This is a genomic window from Aeromonas sp. 5HA1 (genome assembly GCF_029237245.1).
Classification (GTDB): Bacteria; Pseudomonadota; Gammaproteobacteria; order Enterobacterales; family Aeromonadaceae; genus Aeromonas; species Aeromonas salmonicida.
This window is the reverse complement of sequence record NZ_JAACFW010000015.1, coordinates 37,711-53,843: the sequence shown is the minus strand read 5'-3', so window position 1 is coordinate 53,843 and position 16,133 is coordinate 37,711. Positions and strand designations below refer to the sequence as shown.

The following is a 16,133-nucleotide window of genomic DNA, read 5'->3' as shown; positions in this document are numbered from 1 at the left end:
CATGCAACTGATCGACACCCATTGCCATCTCGACTTCCCGGTCTTCGATCCCGACCGGGCGGCGCTGCTGGCCGAGTGCCGGCAGCTGGGGGTCGGCGAGTATATCATTCCCGCCGTGGGGGAGGAAAACTGGGCCCGGGTGATGGCGCTGAGCGAACAGCATGCGGGCATTGCCTATGGACTGGGTATTCATCCCTGGTACGTAGGCGCCCAGACGCTAGGGGTATTGACCCGGTTGCAAGGATTGCTGGCTGCCCGGCCTCGCGGTCTGGTGGCGGTTGGGGAATGCGGGCTGGATCTGCGCTCCCATGTGCCGCAGGAGGGGCAGCTTGAACTGTTCGAGGCGCAGATCAGGCTGGCCATGGATCATGAGCTGCCACTGATTATCCACTCGGTGCGGGCCAATGATACGGTCGCGAAAATATTGCGCCGCTTCAAACCGGCCAGAGGCGGCGTCATTCATGCCTTTAGCGGTTCGCTGCAACAAGGACAGGCATTCTGGCAATTGGGGTTTCGATTGGGGGTCGGAGGCGTGATCAGCTTTGATCGGGCCAACAAGACACGAGAGGCGATCCGCGATCTGCCGCTGGAAGCCTTGCTGCTGGAGACGGACGCGCCGGACATGCCGTTGCAAGGGCAGCAGGGGCGACCAAACACCCCCGCCAACTTGCCAAAAATTGCGCAACTATTGGCCGAGTTGCGGCAACAGCCATTGTCTCATGTTGCTTCGGTGTTACATGAATCCACTTTGCGTGCTTTCCAGATCGAAAGATGGTTTGGCAACATTTGATTAACGTCAGGTTGCGTTGTGCTGAAAGTTGCAGGGAGTAAAAATCGTTTGCGGTCTAATTTGGCGACCTCCAGCGTATTTCATGCTTATAAAATGTGACCAGCATTCTACTTTGTCTTCCTGTAATTAGTATAATGCGCACCCTTGATTGACAGCAGAAACACACAAGTTGTTAACAAGCTGGAAGGTGCTACTAAAGAGGAAGTGTTAATAATGAATTTGATAATGGGTCTGGTGGGGATGGCAACGCTCATCCTTATCGCGGTGCTGTTCTCCAGCAACCGCAAGGCAATAAGAATTCGCACCGTGGCCGGTGCCTTCGCAATCCAGGCTGGTCTGGGTGCATTTGTACTGTATGTCCCTGTGGGTCGCGATATTCTGGTGGGTGTATCTGATGCCGTTTCCAGCGTCATCGGTTATGGCCAGAATGGTATCGACTTCCTGTTCGGTGGCCTGGTCAGCAACAAGATGTTTGAAGTGTTCGGTGGCGGCGGCTTTATCTTTGCCTTCCGCGTTCTGCCCGTCATCATCTTCTTCTCTTCCCTGATCGCAGTTCTTTATTATCTGGGCATCATGCAGTGGGTGATCAAGCTGCTGGGTGGTGGCCTGCAAAAAGTACTGGGCACTTCCCGTACAGAATCCCTCTCTGCGACTGCCAACATCTTCGTTGGTCAGACTGAAGCGCCGCTGGTTGTGCGTCCTTTCATCTCCAAGATGACTGACTCCGAGCTGTTCGCCGTCATGTGTGGTGGTCTGGCCTCCGTTGCCGGTTCCGTGCTGGCAGGTTACGCCTCCATGGGCGTCAAGATGGAATACCTGATTGCCGCCTCCTTCATGGCCGCGCCGGGTGGTCTCCTGTTCGCCAAGCTGCTGGTGCCGGAGACCGAATCCCCCAGCTATGACGAAAACTCTGCTGAAGGCGATCTGGAAGACAAGCCTGCCAACGTGATCGATGCCGCCGCTGCCGGTGCATCCGCCGGTCTGCAACTGGCTCTGAACGTAGGTGCCATGCTGCTGGCCTTCATCGGCCTCATCGCCATGATCAACGGTATCTTCTCTGGTGTGGGTGGTTGGTTCGGCATGCCGGAGCTTTCTTTGGAACTGCTGCTGGGCTGGTTGTTCTCCCCGCTGGCTTTCCTGATCGGTGTACCCTGGAGCGAAGCCGTGGTTGCCGGTTCCTTCATCGGCCAGAAACTGGTGGTGAACGAATTCGTGGCTTACCTGAACTTTGCCCCGTATCTGAAGGATGAAGTACTGATCAACGGTGTGGCCATGTCAGAACACACCAAGGCCATCATCTCCTTCTCCCTGTGCGGCTTTGCCAACCTCTCCTCCGTTGCCATCTTGCTGGGTGGTCTGGGATCAATGGCACCGAACCGTCGCAGCACCATTGCCAAGTTTGGTCTGAAAGCCGTGCTGGCTGGCTCTCTGTCCAACCTGATGTCTGCCACTATCGCAGGCTTCTTCCTGGCACTGACTGCCATGTAATATTTGCCTGACACACAGGTAAAGACGAACGCCACAGCGAAATGCTGTGGCGTTCGCGTTTGGGGCGGTGACAACCGTTTTCCTTTCTAAACTAATAATAAAATGAGTCAAATCGGAGGTTATATGAATGAAGTGCTACTGGCGATGGCGGCCGGCTTTATTGTTGGCTTGTTGTTTTCTTTCCTCAAATTGCCGATCCCTGCACCACCCGTCCTGTCCGGGGTGATGGGGATCGTCGGAGTCTATCTTGGGGGCATTGCTTACTCCTGGGTACTCACACGTTTCTTCTCTTGATGCACTTTCCAGTACCGGATTTGCCAGATGTGAGGTACCTCTGAAATTGGCAAATCCGGCTTGCAAACACGGGGTATCTCGGCTGAAATAGGCATTGCCAGCAGGGTGCTGGCATTGACTAATGCCCGCTCAAGTCGGGTGTTGGCGGTCAAATGGAATTGATTGGGAAGTCGGGTCAGAAGTCGTCGACCTTTCTCAAGTCTTCATGGAACCAAGTCCGCACTTTTGTAAGAAAGTGACAGGGCTCTTGCCTTATTTACAGTCGTAGTGCCTGCATGGTGCCTGTGCATTCGCGCTGTAATTCCATTCCCGTATCCTGGGGAGTCGTGTCTTGCTGGTTGCGTTGCGACAAGCAGACGCTCGCCCTTGAGATCTGGATTAAATCGAGACTTTGGAGAATAGAATGACTGATCTGAAACTGGCCGCCCAACGCGCCCTGAACCTGATGGACCTGACCACCCTGAACGATGATGACACCGATCAGAAGGTTGTCGATCTGTGCCGCAAGGCCAAGTCACCGGCCGGCCTGACCGCCGCTGTCTGCATTTACCCCCGTTTCATCCCCATCGCCCGCAAAACCCTGCGTGAAATCGGTGCCGCCGACGTGCGCATTGCGACCGTGACCAACTTCCCGCACGGCAACGACGACATCGAGATCGCCGCGGCCGAAACCCGCGCCGCCGTCGCCTACGGTGCTGACGAAGTGGACGTGGTGTTCCCGTACCGCGCCTTCATGGCTGGCAATGAACAGGTTGGCTTCGATCTGGTCAAAGCTTGTAAGGAAGCCTGTGGCGACAAGGCACTGCTGAAAGTGATCATCGAGACCGGCGAGCTGAAGGAAGAAGCGCTGATCCGTCGTGCTTCCGAGATCTGTATCGATGCCGGTGCCGATTTCATCAAGACCTCCACCGGTAAAGTGCCGGTCAATGCGACCCCGGAAGCGGCCCGCATCATGATGGAAGTGATCAAGGCCAAGAACCCGAAAGTCGGCTTCAAGCCGGCCGGTGGCGTAAAAGATGCCGCTGTCGCGGGTCAGTACCTCGCCATGGCCGAAGAGATCCTGGGCAAAGACTGGGTATCCGCCCGCACCTTCCGCTTTGGTGCATCCAGCCTGTTGGCCAGCCTGCTGGCCACGCTGGGGCATGGCGACAAGCCTGCCAACACCAGCGGTTACTAAGTTGATGAGAGGGCGAGCCTGGCTCGCCCTGTTATGCCCCCGCCAGACGGCGTGCGGGCAGGGATAACGGCTTAGGTAACGCCAGCAATGGCGGAGGGAATGAAAGATGTTTTTGCCTCAAGAAATTATTCGCAAGAAGCGCAACGGTGAAGCGCTCAGTACCCAAGAGATTCAATTCTTCGTTCAGGGCATTACCAACAACACCATAGGCGAGGGCCAGATTGCGGCGCTGGCGATGGCGGTTTACTTCAAAGACATGACCATGGATGAACGGGTCGCCCTGACCTGCGCCATGCGTGATTCCGGCATGGTATTGAACTGGGAGCACCTCAATCTGGGGGGCCCCATTGTCGACAAGCACTCCACCGGTGGCGTGGGTGATGTGGTCTCCCTGATGCTGGGCCCCATGGTCGCCGCCTGCGGTGGTTTCGTGCCCATGATCTCCGGCCGCGGTCTGGGTCATACCGGTGGTACTCTGGACAAGCTGGATGCCATTCCCGGCTACCAGACCTCGGTCGACAACGATCGTTTCCTGAAAGTGGTGAAAGAGGCGGGTGTGGCCATCATAGGCCAGACCGGCGATCTGGCGCCCGCCGACAAGCGCATCTATGCGGTACGGGACATCACGGCGACCGTTGAATCCATCGCCATGATCACCGGCTCCATCCTCTCCAAGAAGCTTGCCTCCGGGCTGGAAGCGCTGGTGATGGACGTCAAGGTGGGGTCAGGTGCCTTCATGCCGACCTTTGAAGCGTCCGAAGAGCTGGCCAAGAGCATAGTGGCCGTGGCCAACGGTGCCGGTTGCCGTACCTCTGCCCTGCTGACCGACATGAACCAGGTGCTGGCCTCCAGCGCCGGTAACGGGGTGGAAGTGCGTGAAGCGGTGCGTTATCTGACCGGTGAATATCGCAACCCGCGCATTCACGAAGTCACCATGAGCCTGTGTGCCGAGATGCTGATCTCTGCCCATCTGGCCAGCGATGACGCCGATGCTCGCCGCAAACTGCAGGCGGTGCTGGACAACGGCAAAGCTGCCGAGATCTTCGGGCGCATGGTCACTGGTCTTGGTGGTCCGTCCGATTTCATGGAACGTTATGACAGTCACTTGCCCAAGGCTGCTATTGTGCGCCCTGTGTATGCTGCCAATGCCGGCTTCGTGACCACCATGGATACCCGCGAACTGGGTCTGGCCGTGGTTGCCATGGGTGGCGGTCGCCGCGCGGCGGGTGACAAGCTCGATTACGCCGTCGGTCTGACCGACTTTATCCGACTGGGTCAAAGCGTCGATGCTGACAAGCCGCTCGCGCTGATCCACGCTCAAACTGAAGATCAATTTGCTCAGGCTGCCAGCATGGTGCAGGCAGCTGTCAAGATCGGTGATACCCAGCCCCAGGCGTTGCCTGAGGTTTACCGTCGCATCGGTCTGGCTGATTTGTAACAAGGGGAAAACCCATGAAACGTACCTTTATTCTGATGATGGACTCTTTCGGTATTGGCGCTGCTGCCGATGCCGACAAGTTCGGAGATGTGGGCGCCAATACCCTTGGCCATATCGCCAAGGCCTGTGCCGCCGGTGAGATCGAAGGCCGTGGCGCCCTCAATCTGCCGAACCTGAACAAACTGGGTCTGGGCCATGCGGGCGAACTCGCTTCCGGCTACTTCCCGGAAGGGTTGAAGAAGGATATCGAGGTTGTCGGTGCCTACGGTTTCGCTCAGGAGCTCTCTTCTGGCAAGGACACACCGTCCGGCCACTGGGAGATTGCAGGTGTGCCCGTGCTGTTCGAGTGGGGCTACTTCAAGGATCACCACAACAGCTTCCCGCAGGAGCTGCTGGACGCCATCGTAGAGAAGGCTGGGCTGTCGGGCTATCTCGGCAACTGCCATGCCTCCGGTACCCAGGTGCTGGATGACCTTGGCGAAGAGCACATGCGCACCGGCAAGCCGATCCTCTACACCTCTGCCGACTCCGTGTTCCAGATCGCCTGTCACGAAGAGACCTATGGCCTCGAGAAGCTCTATGAGCTGTGCCACATAGTGCGCGAGCTGCTTGAGCCCTACAACATAGGCCGCGTCATCGCGCGTCCGTTCGTGGGCAGCGGCAAGGGCAACTTCAAGCGTACCGGCAACCGTCACGACTACTCTGTGCTGCCGCCGGCGCCGACAGTGCTGGATTACATGAAAGAAGCGGGTGGCCAGGTGGTCTCCATCGGCAAGATCGCCGATATCTACGCCAACCAGGGCATCACCAAGCAGGTGAAGGGCACGGGTTTGACCGAGCTGTGGGATCGCACTCTGGAAGAGGTGAAAGCGGCCGGTGACAACACCATCGTCTTCACCAACTTCGTCGACTTCGACTCCTCCTACGGTCACCGTCGTGACGTCAAGGGCTACGCCGATGCGCTGGAGTACTTCGACTCCCGTCTGCCGGAGCTGTTCGAGATACTGCAGGACGGCGATGTGGTGGTGCTGACCGCCGACCACGGCTGCGATCCGACCTGGGGTGGCACGGATCACACCCGTGAATACATCCCCGTGCTGTTCTTCGGCAAGCCGGTCAAGGCGGGTTCCGTCGGTCGTCGCGAGACCTTTGCCGACATCGGTCAGAGCATAGCTGCCTACCACGGTTTGCCGAAATTGGAATACGGTACCAGCTTCCTGTAATTTACCCGCCCGTCACTCAGGTGGCGGGCAACCAATAAAGACAATAAAACTCAACCTAGTGTGAAGGAATCAAGAGAATGGCAACTCCTCATATCAATGCGAAAGATGGCGCCTTTGCTGATACCGTACTGATGCCGGGTGACCCCCTGCGCGCCAAGTACATCGCCGAAACCTTCCTGGAGAACGTCGAGCAAGTGTGTGACGTGCGCAGCATGCTCGGCTTTACCGGCACCTACAAGGGTCGTCGCATCTCCGTCATGGGCCACGGCATGGGCATTCCGTCCTGCTCCATCTACGCAAAAGAGCTGATCACCGACTACGGTGTGAAGACCCTGATCCGCGTGGGTTCCTGTGGTGCCGTGCGTGAAGACGTGAAACTGCGCGATGTAGTGATCGGCATGGGTGCCTGCACCGATTCCAAGGTCAACCGTCTGCGCTTCAAGGATCACGACTTCGCTGCCATCGCCGACTTCGACCTGGTCGCCAACGCAGTGCAAGCCGCCAAGAACAAGGGCGTACCGGTGCGTGTGGGTAACATCTTCTCCGCCGACCTGTTCTATACCCCGGATCCCTCCATGTTCGACGTCATGGAAAAATACGGCATCCTGGGTGTCGAGATGGAAGCTGCCGGTATCTACGGCGTGGCCGCAGAGTACGGTGCCAAGGCACTGACCATCTGCACCGTCTCCGACCATATCCGTACCGGCGAGCAGACCACCTCCGAAGAGCGTCAGCTGACCTTCAACGACATGATCGAAATCGCGCTGGACTCCGTCCTGCTGGGCGACAAGTAATCCCCATTCACATCATGCAAAACGGCGACCCTAGGGTCGCCGTTTTTTTTTATGAGCTGACTGTCCTGTTGCCGGTTCAGCTTGCCGGCGTATCCGATGAGGGCGGACTCTTCTTCTTGTGTTTGCGCACCCGCATGTAGTTGCGGCGTACACCATAGGAGATAAGCAGACCGGCCAGCAGCGCCACCAGCAGCATCAGCCGCTGTTTTTCCTGGATCACCTTGAGCCGGGTGTCCTTCTCCGCCAGTAATTGATGCTCTTCCAGCGTGATGCGCAGGTAACCCAGCGTCTGTTCCTCATCCAGTATCTCCTGCACAAACTGGATGCGTCCCTTGCCCTGCTCAGGCAGCGACTTGTTGTCACCGCCGATGGGGAGCAGGCTGTCCAGTGGCACGGCCTGATCCGATTGGGCGAGGGGAATGCCACGGGCATCGTAGAGGGTGGCATCGAGGATCTCGGGCTCGGCGGCCAGATCCTGGGCCAGCCGCTCCAGCTCGCTGTTCTTGTCCTCCTTGATCCAGCGTTTCATGTCGCGGGCAGCGTAGGCGACCAGTGCCTGGGCCCGGTTGCGCGCCTCGCTGTGCAGCGAGGCCTGGCTCTCGCTCTGCATGTGGATGAGCACACCGAGCACCCAGAGGCCGAGCAGTATACCGGCGCCCAGGCTGAGAACGCGTTTGATGGGAAGATGACGCAAGCGTTGAGCCTCCTGATGACAAGCGGTGGCGGGATCTTGGCGCTTGCCTGTACAAAAAGCAATACGCTACTCTGGGCCAGTTTTGTAACCCCATGATCACCAAGGAAGGTTCTATCCCTATGCTGTTGTCCCAATTACCCGCTGCCTTGTCCGAGTGGCCAGAGTGCCTGCACAGCGCCCCCTGGTGGCAGTTGACGCCACAAGCCTTGCTGCCCGTTGCCCAGCCGCTGGACGGCGCCTGGCTGGTGCTTTTTGGCAAGCCTCTTGCCGCCCGGCATCTGGCGCGTCTGGCCGAGCTGCTGGTAGCGCAGGATATTCAGGCGCAGCTCTATCCGCCGAGCACTCCAGCCGGGGTGCCCTTGCTGTTGCTGGGCACGGACAGGTTCTCCCCCGAGCTGGTGCAGTTGCTCAAGGCCGAGGAGTGGGACATCGACATTTGCCATCTGTCCGCGCTGCCGACCCTGAACGAGCCCGGCTTGCTGGTAATGGACATGGACTCCACCGCCATCCAGATCGAGTGCATCGACGAGATTGCCCGTCTGGCTGGCGTGGGAGAGCAGGTTGCCGCCGTGACGGCCGCCGCCATGCAGGGCAAGCTGGAGTTTTCCGACAGCTTGCGTAATCGGGTCGCCCTGTTGGTGGGCGCACCAGTGACCATTCTCGACGAGGTGGCGGCCCAGATGCCCTGGATGCCAGGGCTGCAGCTGATGGTCGATACCCTCAAGCAGGCCGGTTGGAAGGTGGCGATCGCCTCGGGCGGTTTCACCCGTTTCGCCAGTGAGTTGCAGCAGGCGCTGGGGCTGGATGCCATCTTCGCCAACGAGTTGGCAGTCGAGGGGGCACAGCTGACCGGCCAGGTGAGCGGGCGCATCGTCGATGCCAGCGTCAAGGCAGACGTGCTGCAACAGCTGGCGACAGCGTTCGGTATTCGTCCTGCCCAGACAGTGGCCATTGGCGATGGCGCCAATGATCTGAAAATGATGAAGGTGGCCGGACTCGGCATCGCCATTCACGCCAAACCGCTGGTGCGGGCCCATGCTGCGGCCACCCTGAACCATCATGACCTGGAAGGGGTGATCTGCCTGCTGGGGGCTCTTGCCTGTCGCGATCGCCGCTGGGATCGCAACTGATACCTGATTAGCCGCGAACAACTGACCCCACGTCACGGAGGACGTCACATCGAGATGGAACTGTTACAGCAATCCCTGTTTATCCCCTGTGGCGCACATCAACTGCATGTGCGCCACATACAGCCGCGGGTGGCGGTACATGGCGAGCCGATCCTGATGGTGCATGGCGCCATCGAGAATGGCCGCATCTTCTACACCGAATCGGGCAAGGGGCTGGCCTGCTTTCTGGCACGCCACGGTTATCAGGTCTATGTGGCCGATCTGCGGGGGCGGGGCTTGAGCACACCGGCCATCGCCGAGCAGTCTGAGCATGGTCAGCATGAGTTGATCACCGAGGATCTGCCCGCTTTGCACAACTGGATTGCGGCGCGTCACAGCGGTTTCAAGCTGCACTGGATGGCCCACTCCTGGGGTGGCGTCATCATGGCCTCGACCCTGGTACGTTTTCCTGAGCTGATCGAGCAGATCGCCAGCCTGGTGTTTTTTGGCACCAAGCGCGGGGTATCGGTACAAAACCCCGAGCGCTGGTTGAAGGTGGATCTCATCTGGAATCGACTGGCGCCCTGGCTGGCCCGTCGCACCGGCTTTCTGGCAGCCCGCCGTCTGAAGATGGGGGCGGATGACGAGCCTCTGCGCTACTTGCAGGAGACGATCCCCTGGGTAAAATGTGGTCCCTGGCAGGACCCGTACGACGGCTTTGCCTATGATGAAGCCGCTGGGCGGGTCAACTGGCCGCCGCTCTGGATGATCTCGGCCAAGGCTGACAAGGTGCTGGGTCACCCGACCGATGTGCGTCGTTTCACTGCCGAGATGGGGTCAGCCGCGCGCCACACCCGGCTTGGCAAGGATAACGGCAACCGGCTCGATTACGATCACATCAATATGCTGACTGCGCCACAGGCGCAGGAGGATCACTTCCCGCAGATCCTCGCGTGGCTGCTCAACCCGCAGGCGGCATGACAGTAAAAACAGGGCGCATGTTGCGCCCTGTTTCGTTCAGGCGGGTTCAGTGTTGCGGCGAAGTGATGCCGAGCCGGAACAGGGTGGCCTGACTGGTATCGGTCAACTCACCCACGCCCACCACGCTCCACAGCTCCTCTTCCAGCTTTTTGGCCTTGTGAATGGCGAACTTGGCGATGTAGTCCAGCTCGTTGGCGATGAAGTTGGTGTCGGGTCGCCCGGTGCGGGAGATGCCGACCAGCACAGAGTAGAAGTCCCCCTGGCGCAAGGCCTGTTCGATGAAGCTGCGTTTTTCCGCCAGGCTCTGAAAGCTGCTGGCCAGTCGGCTGGTAAACACGGGCAGGCCGGCTGGCGTATGCAGGCTGGCGATGTAGACCTCTTCCTCCTGGGGCTTGTCCTCCCGCTCGATGGCGCGCAGCGGGTTCATGACCAGCTGTTTGAGCAGGTCTCCCTGGAACAGGGGATAGAGGTTGTCTTGATCGCTGCGCTCGGCATAGGCCCGCAGCAGACGTGAAAGGCTGCGTGTATGAGGGGCATGGCCGATGGAGGCCGGTCTCGGAGCGCCCTTCAGCTTGTTGATGTACACAGGGGTACTGAAGACATGGTGGGTGTAGATGTTGCGCAGCGCCCTGGCCATGCCGCGATAACGGCGCTGTTCCTGCGCGGCCTTGAGTTTGTTCTGGTTGCTTTCAATCAGCAGGCTGAAGAACTGGCGGCCGGTATGGCGCTCCGGGTCCCCCTCGATGCAGAGATGCAGCACAGTCCGTGTCTGGTTGATGCTGACCAGCCGGTAGGAGAGGCGTTGCAAGTCCATGCTCTTGGAGAGCTCCTGCAAACGGGGCAAGGCGATGGTGACTATGTCGTCTTTCGCGCCATCGATCGCCTCTTCCAGCTCTATCTGCATGCCGTGGGCCGAGATGTCGCGAGTCCAACCCAGCCAGGCTTTGCCATTATGCTTGATGGCAACGGCAGTCTTGTGGATGTAGCGTGCCTCTTTGCGCAGTTGAACATAATGCAGCGTCTCGATTTCAAAGGGGGCCGCCCCGGTATCGTGGCCGAAGCGCTGCAACTCGTTGGCGTTGTGCTGCAAGGTGGCATCGTATTGAAACTCTTCCCGCTGGTTTTCAAGGCCAATCTCCTGCAGCAAGCCGACATGGCTTATCTGCTTGAGCCGTTCTTGCAGCAGCATGTCCTGCAACTGCAGGTTCTCCTGGTTCTGCTGGCTGGCGAGATCGGCCTCGTGCAGCGCGCAGCGTTCGAGGCTGAATTTATAGACGCGCCAGCTGGGCCGACGAGCACCAACCTGGAAAAACAGTGAGGTCAGGCCGCTCTGCTGCAACTCTTCCCGGGTGGCGGAGAAAAAATAGAGGTGGCTGCGAACCGAGTGGGTGAAGCAGTAGATCAGGGTCTCACGCAAGGTACCTGCTGCGGGCAGCAGGGATTGCATACGGGCTGCCGAAAAGAGGCTGGCGAGCATGTCGCGGTTCTTGGCATCGCGCCAGTATTCGAGGATGTGCTGGTTATTCTCGGTGCGAAGGGCAATCTCGAGGCTGGGGCTGTCTCCCGAGCCGAAGAACAGCGGCATGCCGGTCATGCGAGGCAGGTAGAACTGCTCGTAGCCCTTGATGATGGCGGCCGACAGCAGGTAGTCGACACTGACCCGATAGCGGCTCTTGTTGCTCTCGATAAATTCCGTGAGGAAGGCATCAAAGCCCGGGTGTTCACCTGTCTTGACCAGCCTCAGCCAATATTTTCCTTCCTTGCTCTCCTCTCCCAAAATCTGGTAGCTGACCGGTTGGTGCAGCACTGGGTTGGGATGGTCCCGTTCCAGGCCGGTAAAGAAGACTTCGACCTGGGCACCGGTCTGGTAATTGGGCAGATAGGAGACCGAGACGCGAATGCCGCCGATGGAGAGATCCGAGCTCTTGGCAAACAGCTTTTCTCCATCGGCAAACTTGATCACCACGGGAGAGCTGAAGTGCATTCGCTCCTGACGTCGACCATAGTAGCTGGCGAAGGGAATGGCATTGACGTCGAACTGCCGAAATGGGCTGGTGGGCGGTTGCAACTGGTTGTCGCTCTTGTGCTGGTGGTGTTTCTGCCAATATTGCAGCGTCTCGTACACGCCAAGAGTGTACAGATCGCGATAGAGATAGCATTGTGACTGGAACAGGCCTATGGCTTCGGCAGGCATGAAGTGGGTGACCCCTTCAAACTCATGCACCAGGCAGGCGTCTCCCAGCTCGTCACGCATGTCGATGACCCGCCGGCAGAGAGTACATCTGCGCTTGATCTCCATCTTGATCAGAAAACGGCTGTTGCTGTTTTCACCTTGAGTCAGGCGGTTGAAAATGTCATCGAAATCTTTTTCTCTGAGCAGAGGAATGAGCTGTTCGATCAGGTGTTGTTGTTGTTCTGAATCCATGTGTTCCTGCCACGGAAAGTCATTTTTCCGATTCTGGGTTTGATCTGTCGGTCGCAAACAAGTATATCAAGCAGGAATTCATCCTGTCCCCGAGTTATCCATGGCCAAAAATAAAACTGCCTATGTTTGTACCGAATGTGGTGCCGACTTCACACGCTGGCAAGGCCAGTGTGGTGAATGCAAGGAGTGGAACACCATTACCGAGGTTCGTCTGGGGTCGGTGACGCCGGGCAAGAGCGCCCGCTATACCGGCTATGCTGGCGCTATCGGCAGTCAGGTACAGACGCTGGCGGAGATCGCCACCACAGAGATCCCCCGCTTCTCCTCCGGTTTCAAGGAGCTGGATCGGGTGCTTGGCGGTGGTGTGGTGCCGGGTTCTGCCATTCTTATCGGCGGTAATCCGGGGGCGGGCAAGTCCACTCTGTTGCTGCAGACCATGTGCGGTCTGGCCGAGCGGATGAAGACCCTTTATGTCACGGGTGAAGAGTCGTTGCAGCAGGTGGCGATGCGCGCCGGCCGGCTGGGGTTGCCCACCGACAAGCTGCGGATGCTGTCGGAGACCAGCGTCGAACAGATCTGCATCATAGCTCAGCAGGAGCAGCCGCAGATCATGGTCATCGACTCCATCCAGGTGATGCATGTGGCGGATGTGCAGTCATCTCCCGGCTCCGTCTCCCAGGTGCGGGAGGCCGCGGCCCTGTTGACCCGTTATGCCAAGCAGAATCACGTCGCCATCTTCATGGTGGGCCACGTCACCAAGGACGGCACCCTGGCGGGCCCCAAGGTGCTGGAGCACTGTGTCGACTGCTCAGTGCTGCTGGATGGTGCCAATGACTCGCGTTTTCGCACCCTGCGCTCCCACAAGAACCGCTTCGGTGCCGTCAACGAACTCGGCGTGTTCGCCATGACGGGACAGGGCATGCGCGAGGTGAGCAATCCCTCCGCCATCTTCCTCAGCCGGGGTGAAGAGCAGGCGCCTGGCTCCATCGTCATGGTGATCTGGGAGGGCACCCGGCCACTTCTGGTCGAGCTGCAGGCGCTGGTGGATTACTCCCAGCTCTCCAATCCGCGTCGGGTAGCTGTGGGGATGGATCACAACCGGCTCGCCATGCTGCTGGCCGTGCTGCACCGCCACGGCGGGCTGCAGATGGCGGATCAGGATGTCTTCATCAACGTGGTGGGGGGCGTCAAGGTTGAAGAGACCAGTGCCGATCTGGCTCTGTTGCTGGCCATGGTCTCCAGTTTTCGAGACCAGGCCTTGCCCAAGGATCTGGTGGTCTTTGGCGAAGTGGGTCTGTCCGGCGAGATCCGGCCCGTGCCGTCCGGTCAGGAGCGGTTGCAGGAAGCGGCCAAACACGGCTTCCGCCGTGCCATAGTGCCCTATGCCAATGCACCCAAGCACCCCATCGAGGGGATGGAAGTGGTACCGGTGAAGAAGCTGGCAGATGCGCTTGAGGCGTTGTAACCCCACATCCAGCGTTGTTGGCACAGTGTGAAGATTCAGCAATAAAAAGGAGCGCAAACCGGCGCTCCTTTTTATTGATTCTGGACTGGGGCTCAGGGATGAGGATGTTCCAGGTGCTCGTCCAGCAGTTGCTCCAGTTCACGGTGGAGCAAGTCTTCGTCGCCGACGTTGAGCTCTATCATCCGCTTGAGGTGGGTCGCACTGTCGATATCGATATGGTGGCAGTAGAACCCCAGTTTCTTGCTGGCTTCATGGGTCAGCTCCACCTGCATCTTGATCTCGATGTCACTGCCGCTCAGGACAAAGCCGAGTTCATACTCTTTGTTATCACGACTTTCCCAGTCATCGGGGCGGATCAGAAGCGCCCCTTGCAGAGAGACATCGACCAGTTGGGTCCGCCATGTTTTATCTCCCTGGACGAGGTCGGCCATGGTCAAGTAGAGGATCCGTGAGAAACGGCGACGCTCGGACATTATCATCTCCTGTCAGCAATAGGGATTAGCGCTATAAGGTCATGACATAGAGTGTAATGCACCTTGCGCATCAGGATCTTGAACTGGCTCCGAAATTGGATATCAAACCCGTTGGGCGCTGAGTGACTCTACCACTTGCAGTGCCTTGACCAGCCGATCTTCCTGTTTGAAGCGATCCTCCAGTACAGGTCCCAACTGATTCAAATCCTCATCAAGCAGCAACATTTGAGCTTCGTCTGCATTGCTGTACTTGTCGTTGAATTCCAGTGCGAATTCAGTGCATTCCCGAATATGGGGATAGATGCGCTTGGCCAGTTCCAGCTTGTCACCGCTGGCCTGTTCAAAGGCGGCGACCACATGGTTGTAGATCTCGAAGTGACCGGCGCTGACGTAGTCGACCAGCTGATCGCAAAAGCGTTGCAGCTCGGATGGACTGGGCAGTGAGCGTTGTTTGTTGCGGGCGGGGGTCAGCCCGGCGAGCCGCATGTATTCGACCAGCAGTGCCTGCCTGGCATCCAGCCAGTCATCGATAGCACGGTGTTTTCCTGCCAATGCGCGCTTTGTTTTTTCCAGTTCAGTTAACATAATCCCTCCGTGGGGCATAGGCATGGAGTGCTATCGCTACAGGCCTCCGGCCTTTCTTATTGACTGACGACACTCCCTATAACTAGGGAAAATCCGGTTGACCGTCAATAGGTGTATGGGGATATTGTTACGTCAGGTGGTGTTTTGGCTACAAGACGTCATCATTTGTTCTCCCCTTCCTGTCGCTCACGATAACGAAGTGGCGAGATATGTGACTATTTCCGCAGATCTTGATGAAAACCCCAGCATTCAAGCCAATCTGGCTGATAAAGCCTTTGCCTGAGTGTTTTTTTTTGAATAGAGTGGCCCGGTGCTAAATGCCCGATCATAAAGGAAATGTTATGAACAAAGCTCAACTTGTCGATGCAATTGCAGCCAAAGCAGATCTGAGCAAAGCTCAGGCCAAAGTGGCTCTGGAAGAGATCATCAATGGTATTACCCAGAGCCTGAAAGAAGGCGATGCCGTGCAGTTGGTGGGTTTTGGTACCTTCAAGGTGAACCATCGCGCTGGCCGTACTGGTCGTAACCCGCAGACTGGTAAAGAAATCCAGATTGCAGCCGCGAATGTGCCGTCCTTTGTGGCAGGCAAGGCGCTGAAAGACGCCGTCAAGTAATCGTGTAAAACCCGGCGCCAGCCGGGTTTTTTATTGCCATCGTCAGCGGAATTTGTTTCAGATACACTCAAGATATGGCGTGCGCCGTAGTGAGGTGGATGATGGAACAGAAAAATGCCATTCGGCAGGTTGCCGTACCTTGGGCTCCGTCCCGCCAACTCCCCCCAGGCCTGGTTGTGGCCGAGCTTCATCAGGATATCTGGAGTGATTCCCTGACCGTCATGCTGGGTCGGGCGCGCAGTATCGATCTGCCGCCACAGATCCTGTGTCGAGTCTATTTTCGTCATATCTTCGCCGTTCGGGTCATGGAGGACTGTGATCTGTCGGAAGGCAAGGAGAGCCATGCCATCGAGGAGCAGATCCAGCTCATCACCCCGTCCCGTTTCGCCAGCTGGTTCCATCAGGAGTCGGAGGGGCTGCATCTGGATGAGGATCTGCAGCACTATCGCATCTCGACCTGGGACTACTGTGCCGACGTACTGACATCATTTGCGCCCGAACTGCAGTTTGTGGACAAGGGGGAGTAGCTCAGGAGCGATGGCCCCATAGAGAAAAGCGGGTAACACCTGGTGTTACCCGCTTT

Annotated in this window: 16 protein-coding genes; 12 read left to right on the top strand and 4 right to left on the bottom strand. The window is 58.0% G+C overall.

Going from position 1 to position 16,133, the window contains the following annotated elements; genetic code table 11:
• Position 1: 1 nt before the first annotated feature.
• The 7 genes from GWQ27_RS14360 (at position 2) to deoD (ending at position 7,204) form a co-directional block, all read left to right on the top strand.
• A complete protein-coding gene (locus tag GWQ27_RS14360; protein WP_275907620.1) occupies positions 2 to 790 on the top strand; it encodes a TatD family hydrolase in 789 nt (262 codons plus the stop codon).
• Between the two features lie 213 nt (positions 791 to 1,003).
• Positions 1,004 to 2,278 (top strand): NupC/NupG family nucleoside CNT transporter, encoded by a 1,275-nt coding sequence (locus tag GWQ27_RS14355; protein ID WP_021140884.1) that lies wholly within the window; start codon positions 1,004 to 1,006, stop codon positions 2,276 to 2,278.
• 123 nt (positions 2,279 to 2,401) lie between these two features.
• Entirely contained in the window at positions 2,402 to 2,572 is a 171-nt protein-coding gene (locus tag GWQ27_RS14350; protein WP_005320410.1) for a DUF1427 family protein, read from the top strand.
• A gap of 403 nt (positions 2,573 to 2,975) precedes the next feature.
• Positions 2,976 to 3,749 carry a deoxyribose-phosphate aldolase gene (gene deoC, locus GWQ27_RS14345; RefSeq protein ID WP_275907619.1) on the top strand — a complete coding sequence of 258 codons (774 nt, stop codon included), beginning with the start codon at positions 2,976 to 2,978 and terminating at the stop codon, positions 3,747 to 3,749.
• Between the two features lie 106 nt (positions 3,750 to 3,855).
• Entirely contained in the window at positions 3,856 to 5,187 is a 1,332-nt protein-coding gene (gene deoA / locus GWQ27_RS14340; RefSeq protein ID WP_275907618.1) for a thymidine phosphorylase, read from the top strand.
• Positions 5,188 to 5,201: 14 nt separating this feature from the next.
• Positions 5,202 to 6,410: a phosphopentomutase gene (locus GWQ27_RS14335; protein WP_169047355.1), complete on the top strand. Its 1,209-nt coding sequence runs from the start codon at positions 5,202 to 5,204 to the stop codon at positions 6,408 to 6,410.
• Positions 6,411 to 6,487: 77 nt separating this feature from the next.
• The gene (gene deoD / locus GWQ27_RS14330; protein ID WP_005320418.1) at positions 6,488 to 7,204 is read left to right on the top strand and encodes a purine-nucleoside phosphorylase; all 717 of its coding nucleotides are present in this window, start codon (positions 6,488 to 6,490) and stop codon (positions 7,202 to 7,204) included.
• 76 nt (positions 7,205 to 7,280) lie between these two features.
• Here deoD and GWQ27_RS14325 read toward each other — a convergent pair whose 3' ends face one another.
• Positions 7,281 to 7,898: an AhpA/YtjB family protein gene (locus GWQ27_RS14325; protein ID WP_021140887.1), complete on the bottom strand. Its 618-nt coding sequence runs from the start codon at positions 7,896 to 7,898 to the stop codon at positions 7,281 to 7,283.
• A gap of 119 nt (positions 7,899 to 8,017) precedes the next feature.
• Between GWQ27_RS14325 and serB the strand changes: the two genes are divergently transcribed.
• Entirely contained in the window at positions 8,018 to 9,028 is a 1,011-nt protein-coding gene (gene serB / locus GWQ27_RS14320; protein WP_275907617.1) for a phosphoserine phosphatase SerB, read from the top strand.
• Between the two features lie 54 nt (positions 9,029 to 9,082).
• Positions 9,083 to 9,988, top strand: a complete 906-nt coding sequence (locus GWQ27_RS14315; protein WP_275907616.1) for an alpha/beta fold hydrolase — start codon at positions 9,083 to 9,085, stop codon at positions 9,986 to 9,988.
• A 46-nt stretch (positions 9,989 to 10,034) separates the two neighbouring features.
• On the opposite strand, the gene GWQ27_RS14310 is transcribed toward GWQ27_RS14315, so the two are convergent.
• Positions 10,035 to 12,413: a PilZ domain-containing protein gene (locus GWQ27_RS14310; RefSeq protein ID WP_275907615.1), complete on the bottom strand. Its 2,379-nt coding sequence runs from the start codon at positions 12,411 to 12,413 to the stop codon at positions 10,035 to 10,037.
• A 100-nt stretch (positions 12,414 to 12,513) separates the two neighbouring features.
• Between GWQ27_RS14310 and radA the strand changes: the two genes are divergently transcribed.
• On the top strand, positions 12,514 to 13,878 hold the full coding sequence (radA, locus tag GWQ27_RS14305) for a DNA repair protein RadA (protein WP_059112469.1): 1,365 nt from the start codon (positions 12,514 to 12,516) through the stop codon (positions 13,876 to 13,878).
• Between the two features lie 92 nt (positions 13,879 to 13,970).
• On the opposite strand, the gene GWQ27_RS14300 is transcribed toward radA, so the two are convergent.
• Both GWQ27_RS14300 and GWQ27_RS14295 read right to left on the bottom strand, forming a co-directional pair.
• Positions 13,971 to 14,351, bottom strand: a complete 381-nt coding sequence (locus tag GWQ27_RS14300) for a PilZ domain-containing protein (protein WP_005320440.1) — start codon at positions 14,349 to 14,351, stop codon at positions 13,971 to 13,973.
• A 102-nt stretch (positions 14,352 to 14,453) separates the two neighbouring features.
• On the bottom strand, positions 14,454 to 14,936 hold the full coding sequence (locus GWQ27_RS14295; RefSeq protein ID WP_005320446.1) for an Rsd/AlgQ family anti-sigma factor: 483 nt from the start codon (positions 14,934 to 14,936) through the stop codon (positions 14,454 to 14,456).
• Between the two features lie 341 nt (positions 14,937 to 15,277).
• On the opposite strand from GWQ27_RS14295, the gene hupA reads away from it, so the two are divergent.
• Together hupA and GWQ27_RS14285 are read left to right on the top strand one after the other, a co-directional pair.
• Complete coding sequence (hupA, locus tag GWQ27_RS14290) at positions 15,278 to 15,550, top strand: nucleoid-associated protein HU-alpha (RefSeq protein ID WP_005305063.1); 273 nt, start codon at positions 15,278 to 15,280, stop codon at positions 15,548 to 15,550.
• A gap of 101 nt (positions 15,551 to 15,651) precedes the next feature.
• A complete protein-coding gene (locus GWQ27_RS14285) occupies positions 15,652 to 16,077 on the top strand; it encodes a hypothetical protein (protein ID WP_005320448.1) in 426 nt (141 codons plus the stop codon).
• The last annotated feature ends 56 nt before the right edge of the window (positions 16,078 to 16,133 follow it).